The 13,886-nt window shown below is 64.5% G+C and carries 8 protein-coding genes and 3 rRNA genes; all 11 read right to left on the bottom strand.

Annotation, left to right across the window (positions count from 1 at the left end; all coding sequences use genetic code 11):
- Window positions 1-141 precede the first annotated feature (141 nt).
- The gene (locus RCP80_RS11220) at window positions 142-1,083 is read right to left on the bottom strand and encodes a copper transporter (protein ID WP_308482387.1); all 942 of its coding nucleotides are present in this window, start codon (window positions 1,081-1,083) and stop codon (window positions 142-144) included.
- Between the two features lies 1 nt (window position 1,084).
- Window positions 1,085-2,269, bottom strand: coding sequence for a putative cytokinetic ring protein SteA (gene steA, locus RCP80_RS11215; RefSeq protein ID WP_308482386.1), 1,185 nt, complete (start codon window positions 2,267-2,269; stop codon window positions 1,085-1,087).
- Window positions 2,270-2,416: 147 nt separating this feature from the next.
- Window positions 2,417-4,183, bottom strand: coding sequence for a DNA repair protein RecN (recN, locus tag RCP80_RS11210; protein ID WP_308482385.1), 1,767 nt, complete (start codon window positions 4,181-4,183; stop codon window positions 2,417-2,419).
- Window positions 4,184-4,186: 3 nt separating this feature from the next.
- Window positions 4,187-5,110: an NAD kinase gene (locus RCP80_RS11205; protein WP_308482384.1), complete on the bottom strand. Its 924-nt coding sequence runs from the start codon at window positions 5,108-5,110 to the stop codon at window positions 4,187-4,189.
- A complete protein-coding gene (locus tag RCP80_RS11200; RefSeq protein ID WP_308482383.1) occupies window positions 5,107-5,916 on the bottom strand; it encodes a TlyA family RNA methyltransferase in 810 nt (269 codons plus the stop codon). The genes RCP80_RS11205 and RCP80_RS11200 overlap by 4 nt, the downstream gene beginning before the upstream one ends.
- Before the next feature lie 7 nt (window positions 5,917-5,923).
- On the bottom strand, window positions 5,924-6,115 hold the full coding sequence (locus tag RCP80_RS11195) for a hypothetical protein (protein WP_308482382.1): 192 nt from the start codon (window positions 6,113-6,115) through the stop codon (window positions 5,924-5,926).
- Between the two features lie 13 nt (window positions 6,116-6,128).
- Window positions 6,129-7,142: an HAD-IIA family hydrolase gene (locus RCP80_RS11190; protein ID WP_308482381.1), complete on the bottom strand. Its 1,014-nt coding sequence runs from the start codon at window positions 7,140-7,142 to the stop codon at window positions 6,129-6,131.
- Window position 7,143: 1 nt separating this feature from the next.
- Window positions 7,144-7,989: a tetratricopeptide repeat protein gene (locus RCP80_RS11185; protein ID WP_308482380.1), complete on the bottom strand. Its 846-nt coding sequence runs from the start codon at window positions 7,987-7,989 to the stop codon at window positions 7,144-7,146.
- 326 nt (window positions 7,990-8,315) lie between these two features.
- Window positions 8,316-8,429: ribosomal RNA gene (rrf, locus tag RCP80_RS11180) — 5S ribosomal RNA — on the bottom strand.
- Window positions 8,430-8,638: 209 nt separating this feature from the next.
- A 23S ribosomal RNA gene (locus RCP80_RS11175) occupies window positions 8,639-11,754 on the bottom strand.
- Between the two features lie 397 nt (window positions 11,755-12,151).
- Window positions 12,152-13,673, bottom strand: a 16S ribosomal RNA gene (locus RCP80_RS11170).
- The 16S, 23S and 5S rRNA genes sit together here, the layout of an rRNA operon.
- Window positions 13,674-13,886 lie beyond the last annotated feature (213 nt).

Genomic DNA, 13,886 nt, shown 5'->3' with positions numbered 1-13,886 from the left:
CTGCGACCCACGGAAGTCCACCTTAACACCGACGGCGACAAGTCGTTGCTGACGCGCCGTGCGTGCGCCCCCGAAGCGCCGAGATTGACGCTTGGCCGGAAGTCACTCGAACTTTGTGGCCCATCACCGTTGGGCGGGGTACTACTGGGCGACGGTGAGCGCGGTAGCGCCCTGGCCGACCCCGTACTGACCCGGCTTGCCGCCGTTGACCAGGTCCTGCAGGCTCAACACCGTCGTGATGCGACCCGATTCGGCGTCGATGTCGTCGACCGAACTCACCGACCCCATCAGGCCATTGTCGGACCGCAGCACCGCTACCGCGGCGGTGCCGGTTGCCGACCCGTGCCGGCCGGCGAGGACCGTGCCCGACCCGTGCGGGGCCAGGGCGGCGGCGAACCGGGCGACCGTGGCGCCCTGATTGCCGGCGTCGTCGCCGAGTGGTCCGCCGGTGAGGATGACCGCCGTGTCGGCCACGCCGACGTTGTCGCCCGAGTAGTCGAGGAACCCGGTGTCGCGCAGCGCCGTGAGCACCGTCTGACGCTGCAGATCGTCCACCTTGGGGACGTTGGGGTCCCGGTTGATCAGCATCGTGATGCCCAGCAGGTCACCGGCCTGGGAGCCCTGGTCGATCAGCTTGGTGCTCAACTGCGTACCCGCGGGCAGGATCGAGGAGTTCACCACCGTCTTGAGCTTCTCGGCGGAGTGCGCGTCGACGAACTCCTGGGTGAGCCCGATCGTCCCGCTCACCGTCGCGCCGGCCTGCTCGACCACACGGTGCAGCGCATCGAGGTCGTGTTCGTTGGCGTCGGGGGTGCGGAACACCACGACCGACTTGCCGGTCAACGCGTCGCGGACGATCCGGGGCGCCACCTGGGTGTCGAAGTCGTTGGCCGCGCCGAGGCGTTCGTTGAGCCCATTCTTGTCGTCGGTCAAGGCGTTGATCTGACTCTGGAGATCGCGCTTTTCGTCACGCAATCCCGACAACAAGGTGTCGGAGAGCAGACCCGAGCCCAACACCACCCCGACCGCGAGCGCCAGAAACACTGCCGCTAGCGAAATGGCATGTGAGCGAAGGGATATCACCCTAGGTCACCCAGCTCTGCACCAACACGGTGAATCGATTCCAGTACTGCGCGATCCACTCCAAGACAATCGTGTCCGTGCGCGAGACCCACAGCGCGACGATCACCGCGATGAGCATGGCCAGCACCAGCATGGCCACCGACCCGCCCGAGATTCGGCTGCGGTAGAGCGTGGCGACGGCCTTGGCATCCACCAACTTCTCCCCCACCTTGAGCCGGGTCAGGAAGGTCGACGGGTTGCTCTGCTGACGGTTGCGGTCGAAGAACTCCTCGATGCTGGCGGTGTGGCCGACGGTGACAATCAGCGCGGCCCCGTGATGGTCGGCCAGCAGCAGCGCCAGGTCCGCCGCCGATCCGGCCGCCGGGAACGTCATCGCGCCGACGCCCAGGTCCTGAATGCGCTCCAGGCCGGGTGCATGGCCGTCCGCATCGGCCGGAAGTACCACCTGCGCACCGGATTTGAGGACATCGGCACTCATCTGCTCGGGGTCACCGACGATCAGTTGCGGTCGATACCCGGCTTTGCGGAGCAGATCGGCTCCGCTGCCGACGCCGATCAGGACCGGCTGATACTCCTTGATGAACGGTTTGAGGCCCTTGAGGTCCTCGGCGGCATTGGGTTCCTCGGCCACCACCACGACGTGGCGCCGGCGCAGGTCGACTTCGATGTCCGGGATGCCGATGCCGTCGATCAGCAGTGGGCTCTCGCTGCGGATGAATTCGATGGTGTTGCCCGCGAACGCCTCCAGGTGACTGACCAGCCCGCTCTTGGCCTCGTGCATCTTGTCGACGATCTCTTCGTCGGTGCGTTCGACACCCAGGATCAGGCGCCGGTCGCCGGAGTACACGCCGCCGTTGTGCAACCGAACCCGGGCGCCGTCCTTGACCTTCTTGAAGACGTCGGGCCCGGTCTCGTCGATGAGTGCGATGCCGTTGGTCACCAGCACCTCGGGTCCGAGGTTGGGGTAGCGGCCGGAGATCGACGGCGAGGCGTTGACCACACCGGCGATGTTGGCGTCCACCAGTGCGTCGGCGGTGACCCGGTCCAGGTCCAACACGTCGAGCACCACAATGTCCCCAGGCTCCACCCGGCGCAGGAGGCGGTCGATGTCACGGTCCACCCGCGCCGTACCCATCACACCGGGTCGAGAACTGCCGTTACGAGAGAGAAGCGCTGCCATCCTCATGGGAGCCGATTCTGTCGCTGAACCCCGGCCGGGCCGGGGAGGCGCGCCGTAACTTCTGCCTCAGAAGTCACATTGCGTCACATCTGCAACAGAAACGAGAGCTGCGGGTGCTATGTCTCTCGGCGGTCCCTTGGGACCTTGGCGTCCTTACGAGGCCGACACGCGTTCCTGCTGCGCGGCGTCGAGGAGTTCACGCGCATGCGCCCGGCCGGTGTCGGACTCCCCCAGCCCGGCCAGCATCCGCGCCAACTCGGCCACCCGCTCGTCGTCGTCGAGGCGACGCACCCGGCTGGACCCGTCGCGCGCCAGCGCATCGACCACCAGGTGGGTGTCGGCGTAGGCCGCGACCTGCGGCAGATGGGTGACCACGATGACCTGATGGGTGCGGGCCAGCCGCGCCAGCCGGCGCCCGATCTGCACCGCGGCCCGGCCGCCGACCCCGGCGTCGACCTCGTCGAACACCATCGTCGTGCCCTCGACCGAGGCGGCCAGCACCACTTCCAGGGCCAGCATGACGCGGGAGAGTTCGCCGCCGGAGGCGCTCTTGGTCAGCGGCAGCACGGTGCTGCCGCGGTGGGCGGTGAAGCCGAACTCCACCGCGTCGATCCCGGCGGACCCGGCGTGCACGGTCTGCCCCGAGCTGAGCCGCAGCGGCGCCGAATCATCTGCCGCGGCGGGCATCGGGGTCACGTCGATGGTGAATTCGGCTTGGGCCATGGCCAAACCCGCCAATTCGGCGGTGACGGCCTTGGCCAACCGCTTGGCGGCCTTGGTGCGGACGCGGGTCAACTCGGCGGCCACCTCGGCCAGCCGGCCCGCCGCCTCGTCCACCCGCTGCTGCAAACCAGCCAGCGCCTCCTCGGAGACGTCGAGCTGGGCCAGCCGCTCCCGGGCCTGCGCGGCCCAGGCCAGCACCCCGTCCACGTCGGGGGCGTACTTGCGGGTCAACGTCCGCAGCTCGCCCTGGCGCGCCAGTTTGGTCTCCAACGTGCTCGCATCGCTGGGCAGCTCACCCAGATACCCGCCGACCTCGCGGGCGACGTCCTCGACGACGGTCAGGGCGTCGGTCAGCTGGTGGCCCAGCCCCTGCAGCGCCGCGTCGTCGGTGCTTTCCAGCGCGGCCTTGGCCGCGGCCACCAGGTGCGCCGCCGAGGCCGCCTGCTCGGCGCCGTCGGCCTCGTCGCCGCCGGCCAGCGCCAGCCGCGCGGTGATCGCGGCCTCCCGCAAGGCGTCGAGTTCGGACAGCCGCTTGATGTCCGCGACCAGTGCGACGTCCTCGCCCGGGCTGGGATCGATGCTGTCGATCTCCTCCAACGCGAAGCTCAGCCGGTCGGCCTCCTGGGCCAACTCGCGGGCGCTGTCGGTGCGTTCGGTCAGATCGCGGCGGGCCTGCAGCCATTCGGTGCGCAGCGCGCGGTAGCGCCGCAGCGGTCCGGCGACGTCGGCGAATCGGTCGAGAGCGCCGCGCTGTTCGTCGGTGCGCATCAGCCGGAGCTGGTCGTTCTGCCCGTGCAGGGTCAGCAGCTGGGTGGTGAAGGTACTCAACGATTTCGCCGGCACGCTGCGCCCGCCGAGGTAGGCGCGCGACGGTCCGTCGCGGCTGACCGAGCGCAGTGCGATGACGCTGCCGTCCTCGTCGCGGTCGGCACCGGAGGCATCGAGGATCTCCTCGACCTGCGCGGTCAAACCGTCGCCGAGGTCGGCGGTGCTGAACCGCCCCTCGACCACCGCGCGCGTCGCGCCGGAACGCACCCGGTTGGCGTCGGCGCGCGCTCCGCCGAGCAGATGCAAACCGGTCACCACCATGGTCTTGCCGGTGCCGGTCTCACCGGTGAGCACCGTCAGGCCGCGGTCGAACTCCGCGTCGGCGGCCTTGATGGCGCCCAGCGACTCGATCCTGATTTCCGAGAGCACGCGCTACTTCCCGCGCCAGCCGGTGACCGGCAACCGGAACTTGCGCACCAGCCGATCGGTGAACGGGGCGCTGTCGAGCCGGATCCATTTGATCGGGGTGTTCGACCGAGTCACCTCGAGCCGTCCGCCGGCCGGCAGCGGCATCTCGCGCCGACCGTCGCAGAACACCAGGGCGTCGTGTCCGTCGCGCTCGATCTCGACGGCGATCCGCGCGTCCGGACTCGTCACCATGGGACGCGCGAACAGCGCGTGCGCGTTGCTTGGCACCACCAGGATTGCCTCCAGGTCCGGCCACAGCACCGGTCCGCCCGCCGAGAACGCGTAGGCGGTGGAACCGGTGGGGGTCGAGACCAGCACACCGTCGCAGCCGAACGAGGACACCGGCCGTCCGTCGACCTCGACGACGGCGCCGAGCACGCCGAGCCGCGGCCCCTTTTCCAGGCTCGCCTCGTTCAACGCCCAACCGCGGTGGATCACCTCCCCGCCGACGGTCACCGCCAGATCCAGCGTCATCCGGGTCTCGACCCGGTAGCCGCGGGTGATGACGTGTTCGAGCACCGAATCGATGGCGTCGGCCTCGGCCTCGGCCAGGAAGCCGATCCGGCCGAGGTTGACCCCCAGCACCGGGATGTCGGCGCCGCGGGCCAGTTCGGCCGCGCGCAGAAACGTGCCGTCGCCGCCGAGGACCATCACCAGCTCGCAGCCTTGGGCGGCGTCCTCGTCGGCGTCGACGACGTCGATCTCCACTCCGAGTCGCCGGACATCCTCGGGCGACAACCGCAGGGTGCCGCGGTCGACGGCCTCGGCCGAGAGCACCCGCAGCGCGATATCGTTGTCGCCCAGCACCTTTTCGACGTGCCGGGCGACCTCGGTGGCACGCTCGCGGCCGGTGTGCACGACGAGCAGGACGGTACGTGCGGAGGTCATTGCGGCCCTTCGTCGACCGACCGCGCGATGGCGGCTTCCAGCTGCTGATCGTGCAGCGCGTGCTCGCGGTCGGACGTCAGCCACAGGAAGTACTCCACGTTGCCGGACGGGCCCGGAAGTGGACTGGCCGTCGCCGCCATGGTGTACCAGTTCAAGTCGGCGGCCCGCCGCGCGACCGACAGCACCGCGGCGGTGCGCAGCGCGGGATCCTGAACCACCCCACCCGCACCGACCTGGCCCTTTCCGACCTCGAACTGTGGCTTCACCATAGGAACGATATCGGCGTCCTGAGACGCGCACGCGGCCAGTGCGGGTAACACCGTGGACAACGAGATGAAGGACAGATCCGCCACGACGAGTCCCACCTCGCCGCCGATGGCCTCGGCGGTCAACTCCCGCACGTTGGTGCGCTCCACGACGACGACCCGTTCATCCGAGCGCAGCGACCACGCCAGCTGCCCGTAGCCGACGTCGACGGCCACCACTTCGCGGGCGCCGCGGTCCAGCAGCACCTCGGTGAAACCGCCGGTGGACGCCCCGGCGTCCAGGCACCGCCGGCCCGCGACATCGATTCCGAACGCGTCGAGCGCGCCGATCAGCTTGTGCGCCCCGCGCGACACCCAGGACCGTTCGCCGTCGTCGGCGACCTTGAGCGCGGCGTCGGCCGAGACCGCGGTGGCGGGTTTGGAGGCGGGCATGCCGTCGATGCTGACCCGCCCGGCGTCGATCAGCTCCGCGGCTTGTTGCCGAGACCGCGCCAGTCCCCGCCGGACCAGCTCAGCGTCCACTCGCATACGCCGCGCCACCGTGCGCTCAGCCTTTCTCCACCGACTCCAGCGCCCGGACCAGCACGTCGTGGGCCTCTTCGAGGCGAAGCGCGATCTGGTCGATGTCCAGCTCGGCGCCGTGCTGATCAAGGCCCTCCCCACCGTGCAGATCGGTCGGGGGCAGCGTCGCGAGCAGTTCGTCGATTTGCGCGCGGATCTGGTTCGGGTCGGTAGCCATTGCGGCCCCCACGCTAGTCGATCGCCGAGTCCAAGAGGGACCAGCGCCGCAGTGCCGCCTCGGCGATGTCGTCCGCCGCCTCGATGGTGACCTGCTCGAGGCCGCTCGCCCAGATCGCATGCGCGGTCGCCCGGACCACGGCCAGCCCGTCACCGTCGACGTCGGGCCCCAGCGCCTCGACCCGCACGACCGGGCCGTCGTGGGTGACCCGCCAGCCCGGTTGCGCCGCCACCGCCAACCGCTCTGCCTCGGCATGCAAACCGGTGAGGGTGGCCGCGATGTGGGTCGGTCGCTGCTCGGGCACCGCGTGCACCGCCTCGCGCGCCGTGCTGACCCCGGTGAGCACCATCAGGCTGGGCAGGCTGGCGGCGTTCGCGCCGGCGATGTCGGTGTCCAACCTGTCCCCGACCACCAACGGGGCGTGAAAACGCCCGCGCGACAACGCATCCGTCATCAGCGTGGGGGCGGGCTTGCCGGCCACCAGCGGAACGGCGTCGGTCGCGGTTTGCAGCGCTGCCACCATGGAACCGTTGCCCGGCAGCAGGCCGCGCTCCGACGGCAACGTCTTGTCCACGTTGGCGGCGACCCACAGTGCGCCGGCCCGGACGGCCAGGGCCGCCTCGGCCAACTGCGCCCAACCGGTGTCCACCGAGTGTCCCTGCACCACGGCAACCGGGTCGTCGGCGAACATCCGCACCGGAACCAGGCCCACGGCGCTGACCTCGTCGGCCAACGCCTCGGTGCCGACCACCAGCACGTGCGCTCCGCCGGGGAGCTTTTCGGCGAGCAGACCCGCGGCGCTCTGCGCGCTGGTCACCACGTCGGCGCCGACCGCCGCGAAGCCCAGCTCACGCAGGTGCGCCGCGACATCCTCGGCGCTGCGCGAGGCGTTGTTGGTCACGAACAACTGGCGTGCGGTGACAGCGGCCAGCGCTTCGACGGCCCCGTCGGTGGGAGCGTGCCCCCGGAACACTGTGCCGTCGAGGTCGAGCAGCAGACAGTCGTGAAGTTGTGCCAGCGTACTCATCTCAGGCCAGCTCGCTGACCCGCTCTTCGGCGTCGGTGACGCCGTCGATGTCGGCGCGGCCGGAATGCAGGAACCACTGCAGCGCCTCATCGGTGCGGCCGAGCGCCAGCAGCGCCTCGGCGTAGGCGTAGAACAGCCGCGCCGGGGTCTGGCCGGTTCGGGAGGGGTCCGGGGCCGGCGATGCCAGCACGGCCAAAGCCTGCTCCAGTTGGCCGAGATCGGCGCGGGCGCCGGCGGTCACGATGCGCATCTCGTCGGCGTCGTCACCGACCAGCGCGGCCGCCTCCGGGCCGCGGGCGAGCTCGAGCGCACGCTCCGGCCGGCCCACTCCCCGTTCGCAATCGGCGATCAGCGGCAGCAGCATCGACTTGCTGCCCATCCGGCGGGCGGCCCGGAGCTCGGCCAGCGCCTGAGCCCAGTCGCCGCACCGATAGGCCGCGATCCCGACGGCTTCGCGAATCGCGGCGATCCGCCCCGAGCGCGTCCGCGCCGCCTGCGCATGCGCTAGCGCGGCTTCGGGGTCCTCGTCGATCAGGTTGCCGGCCGCGACCAGATGGCGGGCGATCGTATCGGCCGTGGTGCGATCCAGCGTGGTCAGTTCCCGCCGCACGTCGGGCGCCAGCTGTTTGGCGTCGACATCGGCCGGGATCGCCGGACCGGGTGTTCGGTCCCCGCCGCGGTCCGGTCGGCCGCCGGCACCTGTCTGGGGTTGCGCCCGACGGGCCCGGTCGGGTCCCGAGCGGCCCGGGACATTCGGGCGCTGCCCGCGACGTTGTCCGCCACGCGCGGCGCCGCCCTGGGTGCCACGAGCGGGGCGTTGTTCGTCGCCGTGCCGATTCTCGACCACTGGAAAACCTTTCGCTATGTATCGACCCAGGATACGGGCCTTGCTGCAGCGGCCTCGCATGCCCGGCGCCGGTCCGTTGTGCCATTTCCACCAGGGCGACCGCGGAGTCGTGGTTGCGCTCAATACGCGGTCGCGGGAGCCATTCCGCAACAACCCGGGAGTTCATTCCGGAAATGTCTGGGCGGGCGGCAGGAAAGCGGGCCGAATGCGATCATCGACAATGAGTTCTTGGCCCGATAATCCCTGCTCCAACAATGGCGAATGACCATTGTTCTATACAAATAGAAGCACCCCCCATTTGTGGTGGGGGGTGTTTCTATGTGTGTGTTCGGCGGTGTCCTACTTTTCCACCCGGGTTGGGTAGTATCATCGGCGCTGACAGGCTTAGCTTCCGGGTTCGGGATGGGTCCGGGCGTTTCCCTGTCGCTATGGCCGCCGTAACTTTATTTTCTTGTGTGGTGCCGGCCCGGGTGGGGGTCGCCCCCGTAGGTGGGGGGCGGGGTCCCTGGGTGGGGGCACCGTGTTCACCAAGAAAGGTGTTTTTGGTGGTGGGGTGTGCATGTTTGTGTATTTGTGGAGTGTGGTTGCGAGACGCGTTGTGGTGCTTACCCTGTGGTTTTCAACGTTCCACACAATAGTGGGGTTGGTTGTTGGTAAGTTTTCGGCCGGTTAGTGCCAGTTCCCTGCACGCATTGCTGCGCTTGTAGGTCTGGTCTATCAATCCCGTGGTCTGCGGGGGGCCTTATCCCACCTAGTGGGTGAGAAACCTGGTCTTGGAAGGGGTTTCCCGCTTAGATGCTTTCAGCGGTTATCCTGTCCGAACGTGGCTATCCAGCGGTGCCCCTGGTGGGACAACTGGTGTACCAGAGGTTCGTCCGTCCCGGTCCTCTCGTACTAGGGACAGTTTTCCTCAAGTTTCTGACGCGCGCGGCGGATAGAGACCGAACTGTCTCACGACGTTCTAAACCCAGCTCGCGTGCCGCTTTAATGGGCGAACAGCCCAACCCTTGGGACCTGCTCCAGCCCCAGGATGCGACGAGCCGACATCGAGGTGCCAAACCATCCCGTCGATATGGACTCTTGGGGAAGATCAGCCTGTTATCCCCGGGGTACCTTTTATCCGTTGAGCGACACCCCTTCCACTCGGGGGTGCCGGATCACTAGTCCCGACTTTCGTCCCTGCTCGACATGTATGTCTCACAGTCAAGCTCCCTTGTGCACTTGCACTCAACACCTGATTGCCATCCAGGTTGAGGGAACCTTTGGGCGCCTCCGTTACATTTTAGGAGGCAACCGCCCCAGTTAAACTACCCACCAGGCACTGTCCCTGAACCGGATATACGGTTCGAAGTTAGAGGTTCAATACGACCAGAGTGGTATTTCAACAACGACTCCACAATAACTGGCGTTACTGCTTCACAGTCTCCCACCTATCCTACACAAACCGAATCGAACATCAATACCAAGTTGTAGTGAAGGTCCCGGGGTCTTTTCGTCCTGCCGCGCGTAACGAGCATCTTTACTCGTAGTGCAATTTCGCCGAGTCTATGGTTGAGACAGTTGAGAAGTCGTTACGCCATTCGTGCAGGTCGGAACTTACCCGACAAGGAATTTCGCTACCTTAGGATGGTTATAGTTACCACCGCCGTTTACTGGGGCTTAAATTCTCCGCTTCACCCCGAAGGGTTAACAGGTCCTCTTAACCTTCCAGCACCGGGCAGGCGTCAGTCCGTATACATCGTCTTGCGACTTCGCACGGACCTGTGTTTTTAGTAAACAGTCGCTTCTCACTGGTTTGTGCCACCCCCCACCGCTGCCGGCCGCAAGAGCCTTGACAGTAGGAGGTCCCCCTTCTCCCGAAGTTACGGGGGTATTTTGCCGAGTTCCTTAACCATAGTTCACTCGTACGCCTTAGTATTCTCTACCTGACCACCTGTGTTGGTTTGGGGTACGGGCCGTGTACGGACTCGCTAGAGGCTTTTCTCGACAGCATAGGATCACCGAATTCGCCTCAATCGGCTATGCATCACCTCTCAGGATTAACGAAACCCGGATTTGCCTAGGTTTCTCCCTACAGGTTTGCCCCAGTATTACCACTGACTGGTACGGCTACCTTCCTGCGTCACCCCATCGCTTGACTACTACCAACGAAGGTCCCGCGCAGCCCCATGGACCCTCACCCCGAAGGGATCGGTGACCACAGTTTTGGGCGGTTAGTACCGCTGATTCATCAGGGACGCTCATACACGGGTACGGGAATATCAACCCGTTGTCCATCGACTACGCCTGTCGGCCTCGCCTTAGGTCCCGACTCACCCTGGGCGGACTGGCCTGCCCCAGGAACCCTTGGTCTTTCGGCGGGCAAGGTTCTCACTTGCCTTATCGCTACTCATGCCTGCATTCTCACTCCCGCACCCTCCACAACTCGGTCACCCGGCTGCTTCACTGGATGCAGGACGCTCCCCTACCCAACAAACAAAGTTTGTTGCCGCGGCTTCGGCGGTGTGCTTGAGCCCCGCTACATTATCGGCGCACAATCACTTGACCAGTGAGCTATTACGCACTCTTTCAAGGGTGGCTGCTTCTAAGCCAACCTCCTGGTTGTCTTCGCGACTGCACATCCTTTTCCACTTAGCACACGCTTAGGGGCCTTAGCCGGCGATCTGGGCTGTTTCCCTCTCGACGCACGGAGCTTATCCCCCGCCGTCTCACTGCCACGCTTTCACCACACCGGCATTCGGAGTTTGGCTGACGTCAGTAACCTAGTAGGGCCCATCGGCCATCCAGTAGCTCTACCTCCGGTGTGAAACACGCAACGCTGCACCTAAATGCATTTCGGGGAGAACCAGCTATCACGGAGTTTGATTGGCCTTTCACCCCTACCCACAACTCATCCCCTCAGTCTTCAACCTAAGTGGGTTCGGTCCTCCACAACATCTTACTGCTGCTTCAACCTGGCCATGGGTAGATCACTCCGCTTCGGGTCCAGAACACGCCACTACACCCCTGACGGGGATACGCCCTATTCAGACTCGCTTTCGCTTCGGCTACCCCACACGGGTTAACCTCGCGACATGTCCCTGACTCGCAGGCTCATTCTTCAAAAGGCACGCCATCACCCCACAACAAAGTCGAGGGCTCTGACGGATTGTAAGCGCACGGTTTCAGGTACTCTTTCACTCCCCTCCCGGGGTACTTTTCACCATTCCCTCACGGTACTAATCCGCTATCGGTCACTGGGAAGTATTCAGGCTTACCGGGTGGTCCCGGCAGATTCACAGCAGATTTCACGGGCCCGCTGCTACTCGGGGAACATTCCACAGGAGTTGTCATGTTTTCGCCTACAGGACTCTCACCCTCTACGGCAGGCCATCCCAGACCACTTCGACTAACACAACAATTTCTGACTCCTGCCCTCATCGGCGGATGAGAGAAGAAACGCCCCACAACACCGCACACACAACCCCCGCCGGGTATCACATGCACGCGGTTTAGCCATCCTCCGCTTTCGCTCGCCACTACTCACGGAATCACTTTTGTTTTCTCTTCCTGCGGGTACTGAGATGTTTCACTTCCCCGCGTTCCCCCCCGCCACCTATGTATTCAGTGACGGGTGACACGACATCACTCGTGCCGGGTTTCCCCATTCGGACATCCTCGGATCCACGCTCGGTTGGCAGCTCCCCGAGGCTTATCGCAGCCTCCTACGTCCTTCATCGGCTCCCAGTGCCAAGGCATCCACCATGCGCCCTTAAACACTTACAAACACAAAAACCAAAGAATAAATTTGAAATTACACCACAACAGAACCCACACCCCCCAGCCACACACCCCGAAAGGCCCGCAACCGGAAACTATGCGCTCTGATGCTCGCAACCACTATCCACAAATCAAACACCACACCCCACCACCAAGATGGAGCGACACCAAACCCTCCCACCCCACACAGGGGCCAGAGAAAAACGGGCCTGTTGCCTCAGGACCCAACAGTGTGTTTGGCAGACCACGAACCCACCCCAAAGGGATGCTCCCGTTCGCAGAACATTTGCTTGTCGTGCACCAGACCCCCACCCACTACAGGCAGAAGGCCATCCAACGAATCGTCTGAAACACCGAACCCCCACACGATGTGGGCGGGCTCAGATCTCGTGGTGCTCCTTAGAAAGGAGGTGATCCAGCCGCACCTTCCGGTACGGCTACCTTGTTACGACTTCGTCCCAATCGCCGATCCCACCTTCGACAGCTCCCTCCCACAAGGGGTTAGGCCACTGGCTTCGGGTGTTACCGACTTTCATGACGTGACGGGCGGTGTGTACAAGGCCCGGGAACGTATTCACCGCAGCGTTGCTGATCTGCGATTACTAGCGACTCCGACTTCACGGGGTCGAGTTGCAGACCCCGATCCGAACTGAGACCGGCTTTGAAAGGATTCGCTCCACCTCACGGCATCGCAGCCCTTTGTACCGGCCATTGTAGCATGTGTGAAGCCCTGGACATAAGGGGCATGATGACTTGACGTCATCCCCACCTTCCTCCGAGTTGACCCCGGCAGTCTCTCACGAGTCCCCACCATAACGTGCTGGCAACATGAGACAAGGGTTGCGCTCGTTGCGGGACTTAACCCAACATCTCACGACACGAGCTGACGACAGCCATGCACCACCTGCACACAGGCCACAAGGGAACCGACATCTCTGCCGGCGTCCTGTGCATGTCAAACCCAGGTAAGGTTCTTCGCGTTGCATCGAATTAATCCACATGCTCCGCCGCTTGTGCGGGCCCCCGTCAATTTCTTTGAGTTTTAGCCTTGCGGCCGTACTCCCCAGGCGGGGTACTTAATGCGTTAGCTACGGCACGGATCCCAAGGAAGGAAACCCACACCTAGTACCCACCGTTTACGGCGTGGACTACCAGGGTATCTAATCCTGTTCGCTCCCCACGCTTTCGCTCCTCAGCGTCAGTTACTGCCCAGAGACCCGCCTTCGCCACCGGTGTTCCTCCTGATATCTGCGCATTCCACCGCTACACCAGGAATTCCAGTCTCCCCTGCAGTACTCTAGTCTGCCCGTATCGCCCGCACGCCCACAGTTGAGCTGTGAGTTTTCACGGACAACGCGACAAACCACCTACGAGCTCTTTACGCCCAGTAATTCCGGACAACGCTCGCACCCTACGTATTACCGCGGCTGCTGGCACGTAGTTGGCCGGTGCTTCTTCTGCATCTACCGTCACTTGCGCTTCGTCGATGCTGAAAGAGGTTTACAACCCGAAGGCCGTCATCCCCCACGCGGCGTCGCTGCATCAGGCTTGCGCCCATTGTGCAATATTCCCCACTGCTGCCTCCCGTAGGAGTCTGGGCCGTATCTCAGTCCCAGTGTGGCCGGTCACCCTCTCAGGCCGGCTACCCGTCGTCGCCTTGGTAGGCCATCACCCCACCAACAAGCTGATAGGCCGCGGGCCCATCCCACACCGCAAAAGCTTTCCCCCACCAGGCCATGCGACCAATGAGGTGTATTCGGTATTAGACCCAGTTTCCCAGGCTTATCCCAAAGTGCAGGGCAGATCACCCACGTGTTACTCACCCGTTCGCCACTCGAGTACCCCGAAGGGCCTTTCCGTTCGACTTGCATGTGTTAAGCACGCCGCCAGCGTTCGTCCTGAGCCAGAATCAAACTCTCCAAACAAAAACCCCCAACCCCACAGGGCCAGGCAGAATTCGAATCAGAAAAATCTGACCTAACAAAAAGACACCAAAAACTGGCATCAAAAACACCACACCCCAAAACACGGGAAGCCCCAGAATGTGGCAAAAAACAACAACAAACAAAAACCACCAAACACACTATTGAGTTCTCAAACAACAGACTGCTATTCGCTACCCGAAGGCCGCGCCGAAA

This window comes from Mycolicibacterium sp. MU0053, from assembly GCF_963378095.1.
GTDB lineage: Bacteria > Actinomycetota > Actinomycetes > Mycobacteriales > Mycobacteriaceae > Mycobacterium > Mycobacterium burgundiense.
The sequence above is the reverse complement of the archived record's forward strand: the minus strand, read 5'-3'. Positions and strand labels throughout refer to the sequence as shown.

Excerpts from the sequence above, each read along its gene's own strand:
- steA (WP_308482386.1), bottom strand. The coding sequence starts at position 2,269 with ATGAGGATGGCAGCGCTTCTCTCTCGTAACGGCAGTTCTCGACCCGGT.
- RCP80_RS11205 (WP_308482384.1), bottom strand. The coding sequence starts at position 5,110 with ATGACCTCCGCACGTACCGTCCTGCTCGTCGTGCACACCGGCCGCGAG.
- RCP80_RS11195 (WP_308482382.1), bottom strand. The coding sequence starts at position 6,115 with ATGGCTACCGACCCGAACCAGATCCGCGCGCAAATCGACGAACTGCTC.
- RCP80_RS11190 (WP_308482381.1), bottom strand. The coding sequence starts at position 7,142 with ATGAGTACGCTGGCACAACTTCACGACTGTCTGCTGCTCGACCTCGAC.